At 70.5% G+C, this 21,904-nt stretch carries 18 protein-coding genes and 2 tRNA genes; 8 read left to right on the top strand and 12 right to left on the bottom strand.

What is annotated here, in order from left to right; all coding sequences use genetic code 11:
* Positions 1-16 precede the first annotated feature (16 nt).
* Both AC069I_RS27530 and AC069I_RS27525 read right to left on the bottom strand, forming a co-directional pair.
* Positions 17-211, bottom strand: a complete 195-nt coding sequence (locus AC069I_RS27530) for a hypothetical protein (RefSeq protein WP_478224664.1) — start codon at positions 209-211, stop codon at positions 17-19.
* A gap of 27 nt (positions 212-238) precedes the next feature.
* Positions 239-487, bottom strand: a complete 249-nt coding sequence (locus AC069I_RS27525) for a hypothetical protein (RefSeq protein ID WP_478224665.1) — start codon at positions 485-487, stop codon at positions 239-241.
* A 40-nt stretch (positions 488-527) separates the two neighbouring features.
* Between AC069I_RS27525 and AC069I_RS27520 the strand changes: the two genes are divergently transcribed.
* Positions 528-830, top strand: coding sequence for a hypothetical protein (locus AC069I_RS27520; RefSeq protein ID WP_478224666.1), 303 nt, complete (start codon positions 528-530; stop codon positions 828-830).
* A 110-nt stretch (positions 831-940) separates the two neighbouring features.
* Here AC069I_RS27520 and AC069I_RS27515 read toward each other — a convergent pair whose 3' ends face one another.
* Both AC069I_RS27515 and AC069I_RS27510 read right to left on the bottom strand, forming a co-directional pair.
* Complete coding sequence (locus AC069I_RS27515) at positions 941-1,924, bottom strand: TerC/Alx family metal homeostasis membrane protein (protein ID WP_478224667.1); 984 nt, start codon at positions 1,922-1,924, stop codon at positions 941-943.
* A gap of 34 nt (positions 1,925-1,958) precedes the next feature.
* Positions 1,959-2,888, bottom strand: coding sequence for an LLM class flavin-dependent oxidoreductase (locus tag AC069I_RS27510; RefSeq protein ID WP_478266683.1), 930 nt, complete (start codon positions 2,886-2,888; stop codon positions 1,959-1,961).
* A 294-nt stretch (positions 2,889-3,182) separates the two neighbouring features.
* Between AC069I_RS27510 and AC069I_RS27505 the strand changes: the two genes are divergently transcribed.
* On the top strand, positions 3,183-3,617 hold the full coding sequence (locus AC069I_RS27505; RefSeq protein WP_478232049.1) for an SRPBCC family protein: 435 nt from the start codon (positions 3,183-3,185) through the stop codon (positions 3,615-3,617).
* Here AC069I_RS27505 and AC069I_RS27500 read toward each other — a convergent pair.
* The 3 genes from AC069I_RS27500 to AC069I_RS27490 are packed head-to-tail and all read right to left on the bottom strand — an operon-like array spanning position 3,614 to position 6,713.
* On the bottom strand, positions 3,614-4,840 hold the full coding sequence (locus AC069I_RS27500; protein WP_478266682.1) for a glycosyltransferase: 1,227 nt from the start codon (positions 4,838-4,840) through the stop codon (positions 3,614-3,616). The two genes, AC069I_RS27505 and AC069I_RS27500, sit on opposite strands and share 4 nt — an antisense overlap.
* The gene (locus tag AC069I_RS27495) at positions 4,837-5,670 is read right to left on the bottom strand and encodes an SDR family oxidoreductase (protein WP_478266681.1); all 834 of its coding nucleotides are present in this window, start codon (positions 5,668-5,670) and stop codon (positions 4,837-4,839) included. Before AC069I_RS27495 ends, AC069I_RS27500 begins: the two co-directional genes overlap by 4 nt.
* Positions 5,667-6,713, bottom strand: a complete 1,047-nt coding sequence (locus tag AC069I_RS27490) for an alpha/beta hydrolase (RefSeq protein WP_478224672.1) — start codon at positions 6,711-6,713, stop codon at positions 5,667-5,669. The genes AC069I_RS27495 and AC069I_RS27490 overlap by 4 nt, the downstream gene beginning before the upstream one ends.
* Before the next feature lie 446 nt (positions 6,714-7,159).
* Here AC069I_RS27490 and AC069I_RS27485 point away from each other — a divergent pair, with 446 nt between their 5' ends.
* From AC069I_RS27485 to AC069I_RS27470, 4 genes are read left to right on the top strand one after another with little or no spacing between them, the layout of a single operon-like run.
* A complete protein-coding gene (locus AC069I_RS27485) occupies positions 7,160-7,822 on the top strand; it encodes a hypothetical protein (RefSeq protein WP_478266680.1) in 663 nt (220 codons plus the stop codon).
* 29 nt (positions 7,823-7,851) lie between these two features.
* Complete coding sequence (locus tag AC069I_RS27480; RefSeq protein WP_478266679.1) at positions 7,852-9,594, top strand: fatty acyl-AMP ligase; 1,743 nt, start codon at positions 7,852-7,854, stop codon at positions 9,592-9,594.
* On the top strand, positions 9,591-13,787 hold the full coding sequence (locus AC069I_RS27475; RefSeq protein ID WP_478266678.1) for a beta-ketoacyl synthase N-terminal-like domain-containing protein: 4,197 nt from the start codon (positions 9,591-9,593) through the stop codon (positions 13,785-13,787). The genes AC069I_RS27480 and AC069I_RS27475 overlap by 4 nt, the downstream gene beginning before the upstream one ends.
* The gene (locus AC069I_RS27470) at positions 13,784-15,274 is read left to right on the top strand and encodes an MFS transporter (RefSeq protein WP_478266677.1); all 1,491 of its coding nucleotides are present in this window, start codon (positions 13,784-13,786) and stop codon (positions 15,272-15,274) included. Before AC069I_RS27475 ends, AC069I_RS27470 begins: the two co-directional genes overlap by 4 nt.
* Here AC069I_RS27470 and AC069I_RS27465 read toward each other — a convergent pair.
* Positions 15,249-15,668, bottom strand: a complete 420-nt coding sequence (locus AC069I_RS27465; protein ID WP_478224677.1) for a VOC family protein — start codon at positions 15,666-15,668, stop codon at positions 15,249-15,251. The two genes, AC069I_RS27470 and AC069I_RS27465, sit on opposite strands and share 26 nt — an antisense overlap.
* A gap of 88 nt (positions 15,669-15,756) precedes the next feature.
* Between AC069I_RS27465 and AC069I_RS27460 the strand changes: the two genes are divergently transcribed.
* Entirely contained in the window at positions 15,757-16,341 is a 585-nt protein-coding gene (locus AC069I_RS27460; RefSeq protein ID WP_478266676.1) for a TetR/AcrR family transcriptional regulator, read from the top strand.
* Between the two features lie 175 nt (positions 16,342-16,516).
* On the top strand, positions 16,517-17,800 hold the full coding sequence (locus AC069I_RS27455) for an IS701 family transposase (RefSeq protein ID WP_478266675.1): 1,284 nt from the start codon (positions 16,517-16,519) through the stop codon (positions 17,798-17,800).
* A gap of 83 nt (positions 17,801-17,883) precedes the next feature.
* Here AC069I_RS27455 and AC069I_RS27450 read toward each other — a convergent pair.
* The 4 genes from AC069I_RS27450 to AC069I_RS27435 all read right to left on the bottom strand — a co-directional run bounded on the left by AC069I_RS27450 (position 17,884) and on the right by AC069I_RS27435 (position 21,883).
* Positions 17,884-17,955 (bottom strand) — tRNA-Val (locus tag AC069I_RS27450).
* A 35-nt stretch (positions 17,956-17,990) separates the two neighbouring features.
* A tRNA-Val gene (locus AC069I_RS27445) sits at positions 17,991-18,065 on the bottom strand.
* Between the two features lie 80 nt (positions 18,066-18,145).
* Positions 18,146-19,990: a serine/threonine-protein kinase gene (locus tag AC069I_RS27440; RefSeq protein ID WP_478266674.1), complete on the bottom strand. Its 1,845-nt coding sequence runs from the start codon at positions 19,988-19,990 to the stop codon at positions 18,146-18,148.
* A gap of 9 nt (positions 19,991-19,999) precedes the next feature.
* Complete coding sequence (locus tag AC069I_RS27435; RefSeq protein ID WP_478266673.1) at positions 20,000-21,883, bottom strand: serine/threonine-protein kinase; 1,884 nt, start codon at positions 21,881-21,883, stop codon at positions 20,000-20,002.
* Positions 21,884-21,904: the final 21 nt, after the last annotated feature.

Below are 21,904 nucleotides of genomic sequence, written 5' to 3'. Positions count from 1 at the left end.
CGCAGCAGTCCCCTTATCAGTCCACGGTTGGTTTGAAACCTTCGAGCGGCCCCGCCGGGAGTTCGTTCACCATTTCCTGGAATTTCTCTCCGTGCAAAGGCCCGATTTCTTTCACCTGGGAAGAAACGGCCATTACGTCGGTCAGCGCCCCCAGTGGACAGACCGGGGCGACGGTTCCGGGCAACGCGACACCCGGCGGCCACACGGTCACGGGCACCTGCACGAACGCGCGGACCGGTCAGCCGTTGACCGGAAACGCGACCTTCCGGGTGACCGGGACCGTGACGACGGCGCCACCGACGACGAAGGTGCCCCCGACGACGAAGCCGACCGTCCCGGTGACCACCACGACCAGACCCGGAACGACCACCACCCCGGTCACCACCACCCCGGTCACCACGACGACGCCGCCGTCCACGACGACCCCACCGTCCACAACAGGCACTCCCCCGCCGACGACGACGGACGTCCCCTCGTCCAGCAGCACGCCGCCGGGCCCCGACGACCTGATCCTCGATCGGCCGATCGTGAAGCCCGGCGACGCACTGTCCGCGACCGGCAAGGGGTGCACGCCTGGCGAGCGGGTCACGCTGACGTCGGACGGCGAGCGCGTCGGCGGCGCCTATGCCGACGCCACCGGCGCCTTCACCGCGGCCGTCGAGTTCACCCGGATCGAGGCGGGCAGGCATACCGTCGTCGCCGACTGCGGCGTGCGGCTGACCGGCGCCGTCGAGCAGGTGGTGACCAGTTCGTCAGGCGGGCACAGCGGCACCCTGGTGGTACTCGTGTTCTTCGTGCTGGCCGGCATCACCGTGATCCGCTTCCCCTGAGGTCACCGAGGTGGCCGCATCGCCGCGAAGACCAGGAACACCGCGGCGAGGAAGAGGGCGGCGACCGCCAGGTCGACCAGGAAACCGACGACGAGTGCGGTGATCATCGCTCACTCCTGTGCCGTCCTGGCGGCTTCGCGGCGGCGCGCGTACAGACTGGTGAACGAAACCGTGACCAGGACGGCGATGATCACGCCCAGCGACGCCGGTGTGGGGACCTGCGGCACCGACGGCCAGATCCCGTGTGCCCAGTGCAGGACCAGCTTCACCCCGATGAAGGCGAGGATGATGGCGAGGCCGTGGTTCAGGTGGACCAGCTTCGCCAGCGCCGAGTGGAGCACGAAGTACAAGGCACGCAAGCCCATCAGCGCGAAGGCGTTGGTGGCGAACACGAGGTACGGGTCTTCGGTGATGCCGTAGACCGCGGGCACCGAATCGACCGCGAACACCACGTCGGTGGCGAACACCGCGACGACCACGACCGCCAGCGGGGTGAGCGCGCGGCGCCCGTGTTCACGCACGGTGAGCCGGGTGCCGTGATAGTCGTCGGTGACCGGCATCAGCCGTCGCAGCAGCCGGACCGACCGCAGCTGCGAAAGATCCAGCTCGTCCTTGCCGCCGGACATGGCCTCGCGCAGGATCTTGACCGCCGAGACGAACAGGATCACGCCGAACACGAGGAACGCCCAGGTGCCCGCCGACAGCATCGCGGCACCGGCCGCGATGAACACGCCGCGAAGCACCAGCGCGCCCACGATGCCGTACAGCAGCACGCGTTGCTGCACGGCCGCGGGGACCGCGAAGGCGGCGAGCAGCAGCATGAAGACGAACAGGTTGTCGACCGACAGGGACTTTTCGACGACGAAACCCGTCATGAACTCCAGCGCCTGGCCGCTACCGAACTCGAGCCACAGCCAGAGCCCGAACACGACCGGGAGCGCGAGGTAGAAGACCGACCAGCCGACGGCCTCCCGCATCGACACCTCGTGGGGACGGCGGGTCACCACGAAATCGGCGACGAGCAGCGCGACCAGGACGGCGATGCTGATCGCCCACAACCCCGGCGATCCCACGGTTGCCACGGACTCGGGCATGAAGCCTCCTCGAACTCGAAGTTCGAGGTCTCCTTCACCCCTGCGGGGCGGTCTCCCGGGGACACCAGCGGAGTGTCCGTATTGACCGGGCAGACCCTTGGGAAGTACTCCCCTCGCCGGTCCAGTATCGCACTTGGTAAAGAGTTATTAAAGGTCGGGTCAAGCCGGGCCCTCCCTCAGCACGCCCGCGCACCGCGTCGACGGACAGGTCGTCCCAGGGAAATTCGGCCATCCACCAGGTCGCGCCCGCTCGTTCGTAGGGCGCGAGATCCGTGCCCACGGGGACGCCGATGGCGAAGTCGTACGGCTTCTCGCCGTCTTCGCGCAGCGCGGTGATCGTCTCGACCACCTCGGCGAACTCGTCCGCGTGCGGCAGATGCACCGGAAAGAACCCGTCGTACCGCGCGGCCCTGCGCATCGGCTTCGGCTTCCCAGGGAAGCCCGCCAGCCACACGGGAATCCGCCGCGCCGGCCGAGGCAGGAAGGTGATGTCGTCGACGGTGTAGTGCACGCCGTGGTGCCGCACGGGCTCCCCCGACCAGGCCGCGATGAGGATCTCGAGCGACTCGTCGAGCATCTCGCCGCGCTTGCGGTCGTCCACTTCGTCGCCGGTCTTCGAGAACTCGCCGCCGAAGCGGTCACTGCCGAGCCCCGCGCCGAGGATCAGCCTTCCGCCGCTCAGCTGGTCGAGGGTGGCCGTTTCACGCGCCAGCTTGACCGGACGGCGCCTGGCCAGCGGCGTGACCATCGGGCCGATGGCGAGGTTCTCGGTGGCGGACGCGACGGCGGCGAGGGTGATCCACGGATCGGCGATCGCCCGCACCGGCTCATGCCATCGGACGTGGTCCCACACGAACAGGCCGTGCCAGCCCGCTTCTTCGGCTTCTGCGGCGAGACGCGCGATGATCACCGGATCGGCCAGTTCGTCGAAGATCGGCAGCCAGAGTGCTGAGCGCAGAGTCATGAGTGCGACCGTACGGACCGGCACCGACACTCGCGGCGAATTCCCGACGTGCGCTAAGCCGTAACTCGCGTGCTTCCAGCCGTAACTCGCGTGCTTGGAGGCGGAACACACGGCACCGGCGTGTTACGCCTCCAAACACGCGAGTTCCGTCTTCAAGCACGCGAGTTCCGTCTTCAAGCACGCGAGTTACGGGTCTGGACACGCGAGTCACGCCTCACCGCTTGACACGACCACTAGAGTTCAACCAGTACGTTGATTAACCTTGTGGTTGATTGCCCTGTGGAAGAGACTTCGATGACCGACCTGACGATCACCCGCCTCCTCGACGCTCCCCGCGAGCTCGTCTTCCGGGTGTGGACCGATCCGGACCATCTCGCCCAGTGGTGGGGCCCGGTCGGGTTCACCACCAAGTCCTGCACCGTCAACCTCACCGAGGGTGGCAAGTGGCGCACGTGCATGAGCGACGGCGAAACCGAGCTCTGGGCGTCGGGCGTCTATCACGAGATCGTCCCGCCGGAGCGGCTCGTCTTCAGCTTCGCCTGGGAGGAACCGGAAGGCTCCCGCGGCCATGACACCCTCGTCACGGTCGTCCTCTCCGACCTCGACGGCAAGACCGAAATGGCGTTCCACCAGGCGATCTTCGAGACCGTGGCGGAACGCGACAGCCACGTCGAAGGCTGGCAGTCCTGCTTCAGCCGCCTCGCCACCCACCTCGCGGAGCAACGCTAGCCGAGTTCCCGCAGGACCTTCCGCGCCCGCGCCACCCCGTCCTCGTCCCGCAGCCGCCCGGCTACGTACTGGGCACCGCGGCGGAACAGCAGGTTGCCGGACAGCTCCAGCAGCCGCGCGGTCAGCGAGTCCGCGGTGAGGTCCCGGAGCGGCAGCGGTCGCGGCCCGGCACCGAGCCGGAACACCCGGTCTCCCCAGTAGGGCTGGTCGGAGAACACCGGGCAGACCAGCGCCGGGACCCCCGCGCGCAACGCGGCCGCGGTCGTGCCCGCGCCGCCGTGGTGCACCACCGCCGCCGTGCGCGGGAACAGCCACGCGTGCGGGACGTCCCCGACCGTCAGCAGATCGTCGTCGCCGGACGCGGCATCGGTACCGAGCAGGCCGCGCAACCCCGCCCGGCGCAACGCCGTGCGGACGGCGGCGAACGTCCGCTCCGCCTCCGACGGCCGCATGCTGCCGAAGCCGACGTACACCGGAGGCGGCCCGGACGCGAGGAAATCCCGCAGTCGCGGGTCCGGCCGCCACGCGGCGGGCGCCTCGAGAAACCAGTATCCGGTGACGTGCACCCTCGACGGCCAATCCTTCGGCCGCGGCACGACCGCGTCGGAAAAACCGCACAGCACCGGGGTTTCCGATCGCCGGGGTCCGCGGAGACCGGCCGCGGGCAGCCCCAGCGACCGCTCGCGCCACCGGTCCACCTCCGGCCTCAGCACCTGCCAGGCGGCGGCGTCGACAGCGCGGAAACTCAACCGCCTGCCGCACGGCCCGGCCTTGGCCGCCCACGGCACCAGCGGATGCGCGAACGCCCGTGTCGGCACGCTGGGCTGGTAGTGCAGCTCGACGTCGGGGACACCGAGCGAGGCACCCAGGTGCGCGCCGAGGAACCCGAGCGTCGGGGCGAGGACGAGGTCCGCTCCCGCCGCTCCTGGCTGGACGTCGGCCAGCAGACGCTCCATCACCGGGGCCAACGCACCGCGCAGCCCACGCAGGAAGGTCGCGGACGTGCGCCCCTCGGTCCATTCGCGTCCGCCGTCCGATCCGAGGATCTCGCTCGGGTCGGCGGAGAGCGGCGCGAAATCCAGGCCGTGCCCGGTCACCAAGGTGCGGAACCGCTCGGCCGCCAGCACCCGGACCCGGTCGCCGTCGAGACCACGCCCGAGGGCGATGCACGGCTGGACGTCGCCGCGAGAACCCGGAGCGACGATCACGACGAGCCGGGTCATCGCTTCGCCGCCGTCAACCGGTAGCGGAGGCGGAACGGCAGCTTCGCCAGTATCGCCGCGATATGCGCGTCCCTGCCGACCAAGTACCGCGGCGCGACCCGCCGGGCGGTCAGCGCGTGGACGACGACCCTTGCCGCCCGCTCCGGCGGAACACCGTTCCGCGCGGACCGCTCCGCGCTGCGTTCGGCCTCGTCCAGTTGCGCCGCATATCTCTCCCGCGCGGCTTCCGGCAGGGCGGCACGCACTTCTTCGGCTGCGGCGCGGGCGCGCGGCCAGATCGACGTGGCGACGGCACCGGGCTCGACGAGGACGACGCCGATCCCGGACGGGGCCAGTTCGGCGCGCAGGCTGTCGGTCAAGCCGACCAAGGCGAACTTCGACGCGTGATACGGCCCGACCATCGGCCCGGCGATCCGCCCGCCCATCGACCCGATCGTCACCACCCTGGCGGCCGGCGCGGAGCGCAGCGCGGGCAGCATCGCCTGCGTGACGGCCAGCTGACCGGTGACGTTGACCTCCAGCTGCTGCCGGAAGTCTTCGAGCGGGACGTGTTCCAGCGGTCCCGGCCGGGCCATCCCGGCGTTGTTCACCAGACCACGCAGCGGCCCCGCCGCCGCGACCTTCTCACCGCACGCCGCGATCGACGCCGGATCGCGGAGATCCATCCGCAGTACGGTGACGGCCCCGCCGTGAACACGGGCGAGTTCCGTTTCGTCCGCGTCGGTACGCACACTGGCCCAGACGTGGGCGCCCCGCCGGACGAGTTCGGCCACGCATGCTCGGCCGATCCCACTCGACGCCCCGGTGACCACAAAGGACGGACGGGTCACGACGCCTCCCCCTGCTTCACCGGCGCGGAAAGCGCACGAAGCATCCTCGGCCAGGTCTTGTGCAGCTGGTCCTGCCAGTACGCCCAGTGGTGCGTGCCCGGCCCGTAGAAGTCCGTCATGACCGGGACGCCGAGCCGGTTCAGCCGGTCCGCCATCGCGGTGGTCTGGCCGGAGCACAGGAATTCGAGCAGCATCGCGCCGGGCAGCACGTCGATCGGGAGCTTCCCGTCGAACGGCCCCGGCAGGCCATTGCCCGTGGACAGATACAGCTCGGTGCCGCGAAGGCGGTCGGCGTTCACCAGCGGATCGTGCGCGTCCCACCGGGAAGACTCGCGCCTCCGGTCGCCCCAGAGCGCTTCGGGATCCTGCCGGGCCGAGGCGACGATCGCGCTGGTCAGCAGCTCGCCGTACGGGCCGGTGGGGTTGAGATTGCCGCTGAACGACCCGGCGAAGCGGAACACTCCCGGCCGCCGGGCGGCGAGTTCCACCGCGCCGTATCCGCCGAGCGAGAGCCCCGCCGCGACCCGCCGCCCGTCCCCGCGATAGCCGCGATCGATCAGCTGCGGGATCTCGACCGCGGTGAACGTCTCCCACTGGTTGAGCACGACGTTCTTGCCGTAATTCCACCAGTCGGAAAAGAACCCGGCGGAACCGGAACCCGGCATCACCACGAGCGCACCCGAGTCGTCGGCGAGTTTCCGGATGTCGGTATTGGCGGTCCACCCGCGGTAGTCCTGGAGGCGCGTCTCACCGGCGAGCAGGTACACCGCCGGCCACTTCCGCTCCGGTTCGGCTTCCCACCGCGACGGCAGGATCAGCCGGACCATCGCGTAGCTTCCGACGCCGACCGAGCGCACGGTGAGGTCCAGCATCCGCGGGTCACCGTCCACAGTGGTCTGGGCGACGACGTGCGAGCCGTCGTCGGCACGGGCGTCCGGGACACCGCTCTCGGCCCGCGCCGGTGCGGCGGCGACGCTCGGTAGCAAGCACATCGCGACCGCCAGCGACGCGACGGCCCGCAGCCGCCTCGAAGTAGTGCGCATACGTAATCCTTTGTCCCGGTCGTTCGATCGAATTCGAAAATGTGACGACGATTACCCGATAAAGAAAATCAGAGGTGGCGACACGGTAAGCGGACGGACCCCTTCCAGGCAATTGTCCTGCCCACAATCCGGGAGGACAATATGAATGCCAGGGAAACAAGAAATGCCCCCACCTCCCCCATCAGGGTGACCCGTCACTCACGGACAGTGAAGGACTGTGGCACGGGAGTACCAGACCGGCTCGCATACCAGCGAAAATCCCGGAACCCGCAGGTCACACCCTGTACACGAAGGACATTTATGTTCTCTTGACACCTTCCGGTATTCGATTTCCCGTCGTAGCCTTCGTCGTGCCGCCCGGGTTCGGCGTCCCCTCACGCGACCCGGCGCCCCGCGTCCCACCGAAGGGACCAGACCCCATCAGGACCCTTCCGAAAGGGCTATTCATGGCTGCCCGAATTCGCGCTCTCGTCTTGTCCGCAGCAGCATTGCTGACCATTTCCGGCACACCCGGAGAATCGATTCAGGCCGCGCCCGCGCCGCCTTCCCCCACTGTTCCGCCCGCCGCCCTGCTACCTCCGGAAACCGTCCCGGACGCGTCCGCGCGCGACGGTTTCGACGTGGCGTCGGCACTGTCCACCTCGGACCGCGGGCGAAGCGGCAAGGTCGACGTCGGCGGATGCGAGGACGTCGTCCACGGCAGGCTGGTCGGCGCCGGTGCCACCGGCCAGGGCTTCCAGTCCGCCGTGCCCGGCGGGCAGGTCTCCGAACTCGTCGCGCGTACGACGAACCCGCCCGATCTGGCGGCGTGGGCCGCGCAGGCCGGACGGTGCTCGAAGGTGACGGTCGACGACGCGGCCGGTACCGCGGTGTCGACCGTCACCGTCCACCCCGCTCCCGCCGTTCCGGGGGCGAAAACCCTTTCCTACCAACAACTCCTGACACTACCCGGCCAGCCCCCCGAGCTGCCGGGACTGCGTCTGCGCACCGTCGCCATCGCCGCCGACGACGTTTTGGTCGTGCTTCGTGACGCCGGAACGACCGGCCTCGATCTCGACGCCCTCGCCGTCGCCGCCTGGCGGCACGCCGCAGGGCCGCTCGGCCGCTGAATCCCCCCTGAAAACCCCGAGGAGACGCCATGTCCCTGGCCCCCGAAAACCTGCCCGCCACGGCCGGCCCCACCCTCCCCGCCTGCCTCCGGCACTGGGCGGACACCGACGGCGACCGGGCCGCGCTGACCTTCGCCGACTTCTCGGCCGATCGCGCCGGACGACGGCGGACGTTGAGCTGGAAGCAACTCCAAGAACGCGTCGACGCCGTCGCGGCGGCTCTCCCCGTCGGGCCCGGTGACCGGGTGGCGGTGCTGTGCCCGCAGAGCGCCGATTACGTCGTCGCCTTCCTCGGCGCGATCACCGCGGGCGCGATCGCCGTGCCGCTGTTCGATCCCGGGTTGCCCGGGCACGCCGGACGGCTCGCCGCGGTGCTGACCGACTGCTCCCCCACCGCGGTCGTCACCACGTCCGCGTCGGTGGACGCGGTCCGCGAGTTCCTGGTGGGCCTGCCCGGTGGCGAAGACGTCGCCGTCGTCGCGGCCGACAAGCCCACCGCCGGGCCCGGCCGCGCGTGGCCCGCCCCGGCCCCGGCGCCGGACGACGTGGCGTACCTGCAGTACACGTCCGGTTCGACCCGCAGCCCGGCGGGAGTGGTGCTGACCCACGCGAACGTGCTCGCCAACGTCAGCCAGGCGGTGCACGGACTCGGGATCGACCCGGCGGGGACCACGGTGTCGTGGCTGCCGCTGTTCCACGACATGGGTCTCGTCCTCGGCCTGATCACGCCGCTGGCCATGGGCATGCGGTCGGTACTGATGGACCCGCTGGCCTTCATCGAGCGCCCGGTGCGCTGGCTGGAGTTGCTCGGCGACCACAACGCGAGCTGGAGCGCCGCCCCGAACTTCGCGTTCCACTACGCCGCGAGCCGGGTGCGCGAGGAGGACCGCGCCAAGCTCCGCCTCGACCGCGTCGCCGCGATCGTCAACGGCGCGGAGCCGATCAACCCCGGAGTGCTCGACCGGTTCCATGACACCTTCGCCGAAGCCGGGTACACCCCGGACAAGACGCGGCCCGCGTACGGGCTGGCCGAAGCGACCGTCTTCGTCACCACTGGCCCCGGTGTTCCCCCGCGTGTCACCACGTTCGACCGCGTCGCGCTGGGCGCGGGAACGGCGCGGCAGGCGGATACCGGTCTCCGGCTCGTCGCCTGCGGTGTCCCGGTGGGTCAGCACGTGGCGCTGGTCGATCCGGAAACCGGCGTCGCGCTCGAAGACGGCGCGGTCGGCGAGATCTGGGTCCACGGACCCAACGTCGGCACCGGCTACTGGCAGAAACCGTTGGAGAGCACCGAAACCTTCGGCGCCCGGTTGACGGGCGACCACGGGGACCTTCCGGCTGGTCCGTGGCTGCGCACCGGCGACCTCGGCGTCCGGCACGACGGTGAGGTCTACATCGCGGGACGGATCAAGGACCTGCTCATCGTCGACGGCCGTAACCACTACCCGCAGGACGTCGAAGCGACCGCCGCCTCGGCCGACCGCGACATCCGCCCCGGCAGTGTCGCCGCGTTCGCCGTCGAAGGCACCGACACCGAAGCCGCGGTGGTCGTCGCCGAGCACCGCGGTCACACCGCGCTGACCACGGAGGACGAACGAGCCCTCGCCGCCTCGATCCGTCGGCTGGTTTCCGACGCGCACGGCCTCGCCCTGCGTGATGTCGTGCTCGTCCCGGCGGGCCTGGTCCCGCGGACCTCCAGCGGCAAGATCGCGCGGAGCGCCTGCCGCGACCGCTACCTCGCCGGCGATTACGGAAAGGCCTTGGTGCGATGAGAAACCCGACGTTCGACGCCCCGGCGCTGCGCCGCTGGCTGCTCGACACCGTCGCCGAGCACACCGGCGTCGACGCGGCCCGGCTCGAAGCCGACCGCCCACTCAGCGACTACGGCCTGTCCTCCCGCCAGGCCGTCGGTATCGCCGCCGACCTCGAAGATCTGCTCGGCACCCCGCTCCCGGCCACCCTGCTGTGGGAGAGCCCGACCATCGATCACCTGGCCCGCTCGCTCACCGGCGGCACGGAGCCCGAGGCGGAGCAGACGGGCACGGACCGCCGCCGGACCGACCCGATCGCCGTCGTCGGCCTCGGCTGCCGGTGGCCGGGCGCGGACGGCCTCGACGAGTTCTGGGATCTGCTGCGCAGCGGACGGGACGCCGTCCGGACCGCTCCGCCGGGCCGCTGGAACGCCGACGCGGCCCCGATCGTCGGCGGCTTCCTCGACGACGTGGCCGGTTTCGACGCCGACCACTTCGGCATCACCCCGCGCGAGGCGTCCACAATGGACCCGCAACAGCGGATGCTGCTGGAGGTCGCCTGGGCCGCGCTCGAACACGCCGGGATCGCCCCGGCCTCCCTGCGCGGCAGCCGGACCGGCGTGTTCACCGGGATCTCGACCCACGACTACGGGCATCTCACGATGGCGGGCGGTGGCGTCGACCTCTGGACCGCGACCGGTGCCGCCGGGAGTATCGCGGCCAACCGGCTCTCCTACGTCTACGACCTGCGCGGGCCGAGCATGGCGGTGGACACCGCCTGCTCCTCGTCGCTGGTCGCGGTGCACCACGCGGTGCGCGCGCTGCGCGACGGCGAGGCGGACCTGGCCCTGGCGGGCGGGGTGAACCTCATGCTGCTGCCCGGTCCGACCGCCGCGTTCGCCGCCGCCGGCCTGCTCGCCGGGGACGGGCGGTGCAAGACGTTCGCCGCGGACGCCGACGGCATCGCGCGTGCCGAGGGCTGCGGTGTCGTCGTGCTCAAGCGGCTGACGGACGCCGAGTACGACGGCGACCGGGTGCTGGCGGTGATCCGCTCCACCGCGGTCAACTCCGACGGCCGGTCACAGGGTATGGCGGCGCCGAACCCGGTCGCCCAGCAAGACATGCTGCGCACGGCGTACCACGGCGCCCGGCTCGATCCGTCCACTGTGGACTACGTCGAGGCGCACGGCACCGGCACGTTGCTCGGTGACCCGATCGAGGCCCGCTCGCTCGGCGCCGTGCTCGGCAAGGACCGCCCGGCCGACGCCCCGCTGCTGATCGGCTCGGTGAAGACGAACATCGCGCACGCGGAGGCGGCCGCGGGGATCGCCGGGCTGATCAAGGTCGTCCTGGCGATGACCAGGGACGAATTGCCACCACAGCTGCATTTCACCGCCCCCAATCCGCACATCCCGTTCGACGACCTGCGCCTGAAGGTGGTCACCGAGCCGACGCCGTGGCCACGCCGGTCCGGCCGTGCCACGGCGGGAGTGTCCGCGTTCGGGTTCGGCGGGACCAACGCGCACGTCGTCCTCGAACAGGCGCCGCCGCTGGAACCGGCGCCGGATCGGGCCGACGTCCGGATCGGACTGCTGTCCGCCCGCACCCGCGACCGCCTCACCGAACGGGCGGCGCAGCTGGCGGACTGGCTGGACTCCACGCCGTCGCTTTCCCTCGCCGACATCACCCACACGTTGTCCCGGCGTGACAACGGCGGATCGCACCGTGCCGCCGTCGTGGCAGGCGACACCGCCGAACTGGCGGTACTGCTGCGGGCCGTCGGTTCCGGCGCCGATCCGCTTCCCGCGGGCGCCGTCACCGGCACCGCCGTGAGCACCGGCGGCCCGGTCTTCGTGTTCTCCGGTCACGGCTCGCAGTGGCCGGGGATGGGGGAAGGGCTGCTGCGCGCGGAACCCGCGTTCGCCGCGCAGGTCGACAAGCTGCACGACCTGTTCACCGAGCACACCGGCCGATCGCTTCGCGCGTTGCTCACCAGCGCGGATCCCCTGTCCCTGCCCGAAACCCAAACGGCCATCTTCGGGACGCAGGTGGCGCTGGCCGGCCAGTGGGAGGCACTCGGGGTCCGGCCATCGGCCGTCGTCGGGCACTCGCTCGGTTCCGCGGCCGCCGCCGTGGTGAGCGGCGTGCTCACCACCGACGAGGCCGTCCACCTGGTCGCGACCCGTGCCCGACTGCTGGGCACCCTCGGCCCGGGTGGCGCGATGGCGGCGGTCGAACTGGCGCCGGAGGAACTGGAGCTGTACCCCGACATCGAACTCGCCGTCGAATCCGCGCCGGGGCAGCTGACCGTGGCCGGGGACGCGACCGTGCTCGACCTGCTCGTCGCGGAACTCGAAGCCGCCGGGCTGACCGCGCGGCGGCTGCCGGTCGAGGTCGCCGGGCATTCCGCCCGTGTCGATCCGGTGCTGCCCGCGCTCCGGGAGGCGCTCGTCGAACTGGGCGGCCGTCGTCCGACGGTGCCTTGGTACGACACGGTTCTGGCCGATCCGCGGGAGTTGCCGGACTTCGACGCCGGGTACTGGGCCGCGCACCTGCGCCGTCCGGTGCGGTTCCGGCAGGCCGTGGCGGCCGCCGCCGCGGACGGGCACCGTGTCTTCCTGGAGGTGTCGCCGCATCCGATCCTCCGGGGCTCGGTGGCGAGAACCCTCGAAGCCGAGGGGATCCACGACGCCGTCGTCACGGGAACCCTGCGCCGGGGCCAGGACGAGGTCCGCACGCTGGGCACCGCAGCGGCCGAGTTGTACTGCGCGGGCACCCGGATCACCACCGCCGACCCGGACGACGGTGCCCGGTTGGTCGACGTCCCGTCGATGCCGTGGCGGCACGAACGCCACTGGTACACCACCGCCGAAGCAGCCCCGACGTTCGCGGCACGCACGCCGGAACCCGAACCGGTGCGCATCGCCGGGGGCGACCGGCTGACCGAGATCGTCGCCGCCGTCATGGGACTGCGTCCCGATCGCCTCGACGCCGACGTCCCGCTGGTGGAACTCGGGCTGGACTCCCTGATGGCGAAACGGATCTCCGACGCCGTCCGCCGGGAGTTCGGTACGGAACCCGACGCCGTCAGCGTGCTCCGCGGCGCCACTCTCGCCGATCTCAGCCGCGATCTCGCACCCCGCGAGAACGAGGAACCATTGCCGTCCCGTGGTCGCGCCTGGGACGCGGCGGATCGCCTCGTCCTGCGTCTGTGGCAGGAGTACACCGGGACCGACGCGGGCGGCACGCAGGTTCGGCTGACCGAGACCGCCACCCCGGACAGGCTGGCCGAACTGCTCGCCGAAGCGCTCAGCACCGAACTCGACACGCCTGTCACCGCCGCCGAACTTCGACGGCACGACTCGCTCGCGGCCATCGCCGATGTCGCCCGCGCCGTCCTCGACACGAGGGAGGAGCGGGGGCCGGTGCACGTCCTCGCTCCCGGCGAAGCGGGAGTCGCGCCGCTGCTGCTGTTCCACCCCGGCGGCAGCACCTGCACCGTGTACCGGCCGCTGCTGGACCGGCTGCCCACCTCGGTGCCATGCGTCGGCTTCGAACGCGTTCCCGGGGTCAGTATCGAAGACCGTGTCGAGCAGTTGCTGCCGCTGGTACGGGAACAGCGTCGCGACCGGCCGTATCGGCTGGCGGGCTGGTCGTTCGGCGGGGCGCTGGCCTACGGCGTCGCCGCGCGGCTCGCCGAAGAAGGGGAAGAGGTCGAGTTCGTCGCGCTGATCGACACCATGCTCCCGCTCCCGGAGCCGGACCTCGACCCGCGTGCGTCGTCCGCCCGGCGGTTCCTGCGGTTCACCGGCTATGTCGAGGGCACCTACGGCCGCGAAGTGCGGCTCGGTCACGAAGAGTTGGCTCCGTTGCCCGAAGAGGAGCAGATCGAGCTGACCATGCGGCGGGTCGCCGAGGCGGGCTTGCTCAGCCCCGGCGTGCTCCGGCACCAGCGTCAGTCCTTTTTGGACACGCTGGCGGCCGAACGGGGCACGCCCCGCCGTTACGACGGACGGGTCGTGCTCTACCGGGCGACCGAGCAGTACGCGGCCGGGCTGGCGATGGAGCCCCGGTACTCGCGCACGGATCTCGCGGCGGGCTGGGCGGAATTGTGCCCAGGGCTGGAGATCGTGCCGGTCGAGGCGCACCACCTGTCGGTCGTCGACCCGCCGCACGTCGATGTCGTGGCGAGGCATCTGACGGGACTCCTGTGACCACGGCCCGGGCCGAGCGAGCGGTCGACCGCGCCTGGCCGCTGCTGGCGGTACTCGGCGCCGGGCTCTTCCTCGTGGCGGTCGACGCGACCGTGCTGCACGTCGCGTTGCCCGATCTCGTCCGGCAGCTGCGGCCCGGCGCGTCGGCTCAGGTGTGGATCGTGGCGATCTACCCGCTGACCGCCGCGCCGCTGCTGCTGCCGTTCGGCACCCTCGGCGACCGGTACGGACGGCGACGCGTGCTGGTTACCGGGTACGTCGTGTTCGGGATCGCGTCGCTCGGCTGCGCGTTCGCGCCGAACGTCCCGGCACTGCTGGCGTTCCGCGCGTTGCTCGGCTGTGGCGGCGCGATGATCATGCCGGTGACGATGTCGCTGCTCCGCGAACTGTTCCCGGACCAGCGGCATCGCCGCACGGCGATCGCGGTGTGCAGCGGGATCGCGGGCACCGGATCGGTGTTCGGGCCGATCCTCGGCGGGGTGCTCGTCGAGGCGTGGGGCTGGCGGACGACGTTCCTGCTGAATCCACCGGTGATCCTGGCGGCAGTCGCGCTGGCGTTGCGGTGGCTCCCCCGGAATCCGCCGGGCCGGGGTACGTGGGACGCGCTCAGCGCCGCCCTCGCCGCGGGCGGTGTCCTCGGGATCGCTTTCGCCGTCGGGCATCCGGGTACGTGGCCCACGGCCGTCGCGTCTGGTGCGACCGGATGTGTCCTCATCGGACTGTTTCTGCGCCGCCAGCGCCGGACCGAACCGCCGCTGCTGGACCTCACCCTGTTCCGGCGGCCGGGAGTGCGCGCCGCGGTGGGCGGGGTGCTGCTGGTGATGAGCACCCTCGTCGGGCTCGGCCTGCTGTTCGCCCAGTACCTGCAGGTGGTGCTCGGGCTTTCGCCCACCGCGGCGGCGGGCCGGTTGCTCCTGGTGCTGAGCGCTTCGGCCGTCGGCAGTGTCGTGACTCCGTCGCTGCTGGGACGCTTCGGCAACGCCCGGGTCCGCACGGCCGGGTTCACCGTGGCGGCGGTGTCGTTGCTGGTCCCCGCGGCGGGATCGGCCGCGCTCACGTCGCCGGTGCTGCTCGGCGCCGGGCTGACGGGACTGGGCCTGGGGATGGCTCTAGCGCTCACGTCGAGCACCGACACCCTCCTTTCGGCGACCTCGGCGGACCAGGCAGGCGGCGCCGCGGCCGTGGAGAAGACCGGCTACGAACTGGGCGCCGGCTTCGGGACGACGGTGTTCGGTTCCCTGGCCGCCGCGGTGTACGCGGGGCACCTGGCCGTCCCCTCCGGCGTACCGGAACCGGCGCGGCAACTGGCCTTGTCGGGGCCCGCTCAAGCCGAAGCGGCCACGGCCGGTCTCACTCCGCGTTTGACCGGCGAGTTGCTCGATGCCGCGAAGGCCGCCTGCACCACAGGACTACAGGTGTCGGCGGCCGTCGCTTGTGGACTGTTCATGGTGGCCGTCGTCGTCAGCGCGGGCGTGCCTCGTCGGTGAACTGCTCGGCGAACTCGCCGGTCGGCGGGATCTCCTGGATGACGTCGATCAGCACACCGTTGGGGTCGGCGACGATGAAGTGCCGCTGTCCGAAATCCTCGCTGCGCAGGGAAAGCGCCTCGGGCAGTCCAGCCTCTTCGACCAGCCGCCGGTGCTCGGCGTCGACGTCTTCGACCTCGAAGTTCAGCAAGAGTCCCTGCACGGGTTTGCCTGCCCCGGCAGGAATGGTCTCGTGCCCGGGGGCGAGGATCGCCAGCTCCCACTCGCCGCGTTTGAGGCTGACGTACCAGTCGGCTTCGAAGGTGGGCTCGAAGCCGAAGTGGTCGCAGTAGAAGTCCCGTGTCTCGGTGATCTTCTCGGTCATGAGAACGGGGTAGAAGCTGGTCAGACGCATGATGCCACCTTGCTCGCGAACAATACCGACCGTCGGTTTGTTTCTCTGAAGTTAGCCAACCGACGGTCGGTATGTCAAGATTCCGGCCATGGCCCGCACGAAGCAGCAGCAACGCGAAGAGACGATGGAGGCGTTGACCGCCACTGCCCGGCGACTGTTCGCCGAGCACGGGTACGGCAAGGTGGGGCTGGAGACCATCGCGCAGACCGCGGGCGTGAGCAAAGGCGCGCTCTACCACCACTTCAGCAGCAAGTCGGACTTGTTCCGGCACGTGCTCGGCGTCGTACAGCACGACGTCGGCGAGCAGATCGCACGGGCCGCGGACGCCGCGCCGGACTCGTGGTCCGGACTGCTCGCCGGCTGCCGCGCGTTCCTCGCCGCGGCGACCGATCCGGTGACTCAGCAGATCATGCTGCTGGACGGTCCTTCAGTGGTCGGCTGGCAGGATTGGCGCGAACTGGACGCGGAGTCGTCCGCCCGGCACCTCGCCGAAGCGCTGACCGAACTGATGGCCGAGGGTGTCCTGGCGAAGCGGCCCGTCGAACCGTTGGTACGCCTGCTTTCCGGCGCGATGAACGAGGCCGCCGTCTGGCTCGCCCACTCCCCCGACCCGAAGGCCGACCTCGCCGCGACCATGGACACGCTCACGCCGATGATCGAATCGCTGCGCTGAGGCCGAACTGACGGCGTTGGGGTCTCGTGAGTGGTAAGGACGGTTAGTACTCCAGCTGTAGATCGTGATGGTGCTGGTTGACCCGCTGAGATGGGTGCGGCCACCGCAGTGATCATGGGTGTTTGTGAGGACAACTCAAGATCGTGTGGTGGCCGCGGCTATCAGCGTAGACGTTGTGCGGTGGCAGGCGTTGCTGGGTGAGGGTTTAGGTCGTGTTGCGGGCCGGTTCGCGCGGGTGGAGCCGCGTCGGCGGGCGGGCCGGTTCGTGGCGGGCCTGTTGTCGGGGTTGTCGCGGGTGAATTGCTGGACGATCGCCGAGCGGGTCGGGGAACGGACCCCGGACGGGATGCAGCATCTGCTGTCGCGGGCGAGCTGGGATGCCGACGGTGTCCGTGATGACCTGCGTGGCTGGGTGCTGGAGCACCTCGCCGATTCGGATGCGGTGCTGGTCATCGACGAGACCGGGGATCTGAAGAAAGGCACCGAGACGGTCGGGGTGCAGCGGCAGTACACCGGCACGGCGGGGCGGATCGAGAATTCGCAGATGTCGGTGTTTCTCACCTATTCGGCGCGGCGTGGGCACACGCTGATCGATCGGGAGCTCTATCTCCCGGCAGGCTGGTCGCAGGACCCGGTGCGGCGGGAACGCGCGGGTGTCCCGGCCGGGACCGGGTTCGCTACGAAGTCGGCGCTGGCCTTGTCGATGATCATCCGGGCGTTGGACGCGGGCACGCCCGCGAAATGGGTGACCGGGGACGAGGCCTACGGCAAAGACGGCACCGGGCTGCGGGACCCGCTCGAGACCCGGGAACAGGCCTATGTGCTGGCCGTGGCCTGTGACCACCGTGTCCCCGGCCCGAGCGGCAACGTCCGCGTCGACGAGCTGGCCGGCCGGCTCCCGAAACGAGCGTGGCAGAAACTCTCCGCCGGGCCCGGCGCGAAAGGACATCGCTACTACCTCTGGACACGGATCCGACTGAACCCGGCCGGGAAATCCGGGCATCACTGGGTCTTGATGCGCCGGAACCGGCGGACCGGCGAGACCGCGTTCTACCGCTGCTACAGCCCGAACCCGGCGTCGCTGCCCGAGCTCGCCCGGATCGCGGGGCGACGCTGGACCATCGAGGAAGCCTTCCAGACCGGCAAAGAACTCACCGGCCTCGACCAGCACCAGGTGAGGACCTGGACCTCTTGGTATCGCTGGACCACGCTGGTGATGCTCGCGCACGCTTTCCTCGCCGTCGCTGCCGCTCACGCCCGCGCCGACACCACGCCGGGCCTGATCCCGTTGACACGCAACGAGATCAGGCACCTCTACAGCAAACTCGTCATCGAACCGGCCTACGCCACGATCAACGTTCTGGGCTGGTCGGAATGGCGCCGCCGACACCAGCACCGAGCCAAAACAAGCCACTACCAGCGACGACACCAAGATCACGATCTACAGCTGGAGTATTAGAACCGTCCTTACCACTCACGAGACCCCAACGCCCACCGCAACGCGAAAGGCCCCACCCTCGCCGGGTGGGGCCTTCACTACGGTGGGCGATACTGGGATCGAACCAGTGACCTCTTCGGTGTGAACGAAGCGCTCTCCCCCTGAGCTAATCGCCCGCGGTACGAACTTCGGTCCGCCGGGGAAGCGAACCTGGTGCGCGATACTGGGATTGAACCAGTGACCTCTTCCGTGTCAGGGAAGCGCTCTCCCGCTGAGCTAAACGCGCGTGGTGTTTCGTTCGTACTGACGATAGTTTAGCGGACCCCGTTTCCGGGGCTGTCACAGGGGGTTGCCTACCCGCGTGGCTCAGGGTTTCGGCAGCCGCGAGGCGACCGAGCCCGCGATCTCCTTCGCCCGGTCGCAAGGGCTTCCGCTCCCCTCACGCGCCAGCAAGCGGACCGCGACGTGTTCGGCTTCGCGGTCCGGCAGCGGGCGATGCCGCCAGGTGACGGCGCAGTTCGAGTCGCCGAACTCCCGCATGTCGCCGGTGACACCGCTGCCGAGATCGACCGGCGAACCCTCCGGCGCGTAGGAACCTCGCTGCAATTCGACGGTCAGGGTGTCCCCGCCGCCCACCCACTCGCAGATCCGCAGCGTCCGCGGGGCAGGCTGCGCGTTGGGCATGGTCTTGCCGAGCACCGCCGGGTCGGCGATCGTGCACGGATCGAGCGGGAGAAGGCTCGCCGGATCACCCGCGCGGTCGACCTCGTGCGTGCGCAGCCGGGTGAGCGCGGCGGTCAGCATGTCGTCGGCGGCCTTGCAGGGATCACCCTCCCGGCCGGGGTGGGAGACGACGACGCCGAGCCGCCGGTCCGTCGGCAGCTGGACGACCGAGTCGCATCCGCCGCTGATCGTGCTACGCAGCAACGGAAGTCCTTCGGCCGTGCGGTCCGTCCGGTCGAGACTGCTGGTGGACACGCCTTCGCCGAGCCGCAGCTCGAAGTCGACGCCCTTGAGACCGGTGTACTTGCAGCGAGCCGGGTAGATCGGGCCCGTCTCCGGTTTCAGGGTGCCGAACTCCTGCACGAACCGGCCCGCGAGCACCTTGCACGGATCCACCAGGCGCAGGCGTTCCGCGCCGAGCGCGTCGGTCGCCGACAGCGAAGTCGTCCCGGGGTTCTCCGGCTTGGCGTAGTCCGCGATGGTGAGGCCTAGCGCGACCATCCCCGAAACGACGAGCAGGACGACCGCGGCGAGCGAGCCGAACAGGATCTTCTTCGTCCGCGGCGCCATCTTCTTGGGCGGCGGGCGCCAGATCGGCAAGGGCAGGGCCAGCACCGAGCGTACTTCTGCGTCCTGTTGCCGGATCCGGGCGTGCACGGCGGGCGGCCAGGGCGCCGCGCCCGGAGGCACTGGGCCGAGGAAGTCCAGAATCTGTTCCGGAGTCGGCCGTCGTGCGGGGTCCTTGGCCAGACAAGGCTCGGCGATCCGCCGGATCTCGTCCGGGACGTCGCTGAAATCCGCCGCGGCGTGCACGACGTTATACAGGGTCTGCGGCGCGGTCGGGCCGGTGAAGGGGCCGCGTCCGGTCGCGGCCATGACCAGGATCGCGCCGAGGGAGAACACGTCGCTCGCGCCGGTGACCCGCCCACTGCCCGCCTGTTCCGGCGACATGAACGCGGGCGAACCGATGATCGCGCCGGTTCCAGTGAGATCCTGCGCGTCCTCCGCCACCCGCGCGATACCGAAGTCGATCACCCTGGGGCCGTCACTCGTCAGGATGATGTTGCTGGGCTTGAGATCCCGGTGGATCAGTCCGGCGCGGTGGATCTCGGTCAGCGCCGCGGCGAGCCCGGACGCCAGCAGCCGCACCGACTCGACGGGCAGCGGCCCGGCACCGTCCACGGCCTCCTTCAAGGACGGTCCGGTGACGAAGACCGAGGCGAGCCACGGGCTTTCCGCTTCCGCGTCGGCGTCCATGACCGCGGCCGTGTAGGCGCCGGAGACCAACCGCGATGTGGCGACCTCGCGCCGGAACCGTTCACGGAAGCGTGGATCGTGCGCGAACTGGGCGTGCAGCTGTTTGACGGCGACGAGCCTGCCGTCCGGGGCGAGGCCGAGCACGACGCGGCCCATCCCGCCTTCACCGAGTTCGGCGATGATCCGGTACGGGCCGATCTGCCGGGGTTCGCCGGGGTTCAACGGTTTCACTGGTCAGCCCTAGGGTTTCGGAAGTTTCGGCAGCAGTGCCCCGGCGAAGGCCTTCGCCTTTTCACAGGCTTCGTCGGCGGTCATCTTCGTACCACTGGTCCCGACCGTCAGCTCGACGTTCTCCCCGTCGCGATCGCTGACGGACCGGTGCTGCCAGGTCAGCGAGCAGGTGGAGCGCGCGATGCCGTCGTCCTTCTTGGCCAGGTACACCTTGGCGCCGCCGAGATCCAGGGTGGCGGCCTCCGTGTAGTACGAGTCCTTCGATTGCGCGGGCGGGTACGCGCGCACGAAGCTCAGGCGGACGCTGCCCGCCGCGTCGTACCGGCATTGGTGCAGGTGTTCGCGGATCGTTTCGACGACCGGGCCGATCAGCCGGTCCGTGGTCGCGGGGCCGAGCAGCGCACACGGGTCCAGCGGAGCCAGTGTGCCCGCCGGGAGTTCGCGTTCGTGGCCTCCGGCGCGGATCCGTTTGACCGCGTCGGCGAGCGCCGCCTTGACCACCGAACACGCCTGGTCCTTTGTGGACACCGAGTTCACGTCGACGCTGAGCTTGGTGTTCGGCAGGCCGCTGACCGGGACGGCGACCGCGCACGCGTCGTCGGACCCCTTGATGCGCAGCGGAAGCCCTTCCAGCTCGCCGCCGGCTTCGCCTTCGACCAGGTCGCCGCCGACGCTCAGCTCCAGCCACTTACCCGACGGCGAGGAGTACGTGCACGAGTCGAACTGGATGTCGATCTCCGTACTCAGCTTGCCGAACCCGGGCACGTCCCGGCCCGCGAGCACCTTGCACAGGTCGACCCGGCGCAGGTTGTCCGGGCCGAGCGGATCCTGATTGACCGGGGTGGCGACCGGTTCGTCCGGTTGCGGTGACGAACTCGGCGCGATGGCGGCCGGAGGCGGATCGTCCCCGGACAGCGAGATCGCCGCGACGGTGCCACCGGCCAGCAGCACCACGGCGGCCGCGGCCAGTCCCGCGTACAGGCCGCGGCGGGATCGCTTCGGCGGCGGCGGGTTCAGCAGCCGCCGGACCTCGGCCTGCTGTGTCTCGATGAGCTGCGACACCACCGGCGGCCACGGGCTGGTCGTCGGCGGGATCGGGCCGAGCCGCTCCAGCACCCAGGCGGGTGACGGCCGGTCCGCCGGGTTCTTCGCCAGGCACGGCTCGACGATCTGCCGCAGCTCCGGCGCCAACTGCCGCAGGTCGGGCTGGAGGTGCACGACGTTGTACAAGGTGTGCGGAGTGGACGTCCCGGTGAAGGGGCCGCGTCCGGTCACGGCCATCACCAGCAGCGCGCCGAACGAGAACAGGTCGCTCGCCGGGGTCAGCGGCTTCCCTTCGGCCTGTTCCGGGGACATGAACCCGGGCGAACCGATGACGGCGCCGGTGTGCGTGAGCTCGGAGTCGCCTTCGACGGCGCGCGCGATCCCGAAGTCGATCACCCTGGGGCCGTCACCGGTGAGAATGACGTTGCTGGGCTTCAGATCGCGGTGGATCAGCCCGGCACGGTGGATGTCGCCCAGCGCCAGCGCAAGCCCGGCGGCGAGATGGCGGACCGCCATCGGCGGCAGCGGGCCGGCGGCGGAGACCGCCTCCGACAGTGCGGGGCCGGGCACGAACACCGACGCCAGCCACGGTGTCGGCGCGTTCGGGTCGGCGTCCATGACCGGTGCGGTATACGCGCCGGACACCAGACGGGACGTTTCGACCTCCCGGCGGAACCGCTCGCGGAAGCCGGGGTCCTGCGCGAAACCCGGGTGAACCTGCTTGATCGCGACCAGGCGCCCGTCGGCGGAGATCCCGAGCAGCACCCGGCCCATCCCGCCCTCGCCGAGCGCGGCGAACACCCGGTAGCGCCCCACGCCGGTGGGTTCGCCGGTGTTCAACGGCTTCACGAAGGCCCCCTTGTCCCGAGG

Source organism: Amycolatopsis sp. NPDC043885, from assembly GCF_056435685.1.
This window is presented reverse-complemented; position numbering and strand designations above follow the sequence as displayed.

Coding starts and splice junctions, on each gene's coding strand:
- AC069I_RS27515 (WP_478224667.1), bottom strand. CDS start 1,924: ATGCCCGAGTCCGTGGCAACCGTGGGATCGCCGGGGTTGTGGGCGATC.
- AC069I_RS27510 (WP_478266683.1), bottom strand. CDS start 2,888: ATGACTCTGCGCTCAGCACTCTGGCTGCCGATCTTCGACGAACTGGCC.
- AC069I_RS27505 (WP_478232049.1), top strand. CDS start 3,183: ATGACCGACCTGACGATCACCCGCCTCCTCGACGCTCCCCGCGAGCTC.
- AC069I_RS27500 (WP_478266682.1), bottom strand. CDS start 4,840: ATGACCCGGCTCGTCGTGATCGTCGCTCCGGGTTCTCGCGGCGACGTC.
- AC069I_RS27490 (WP_478224672.1), bottom strand. CDS start 6,713: ATGCGCACTACTTCGAGGCGGCTGCGGGCCGTCGCGTCGCTGGCGGTC.
- AC069I_RS27485 (WP_478266680.1), top strand. CDS start 7,160: ATGGCTGCCCGAATTCGCGCTCTCGTCTTGTCCGCAGCAGCATTGCTG.
- AC069I_RS27480 (WP_478266679.1), top strand. CDS start 7,852: ATGTCCCTGGCCCCCGAAAACCTGCCCGCCACGGCCGGCCCCACCCTC.
- AC069I_RS27475 (WP_478266678.1), top strand. CDS start 9,591: ATGAGAAACCCGACGTTCGACGCCCCGGCGCTGCGCCGCTGGCTGCTC.
- AC069I_RS27465 (WP_478224677.1), bottom strand. CDS start 15,668: ATGCGTCTGACCAGCTTCTACCCCGTTCTCATGACCGAGAAGATCACC.
- AC069I_RS27460 (WP_478266676.1), top strand. CDS start 15,757: ATGGCCCGCACGAAGCAGCAGCAACGCGAAGAGACGATGGAGGCGTTG.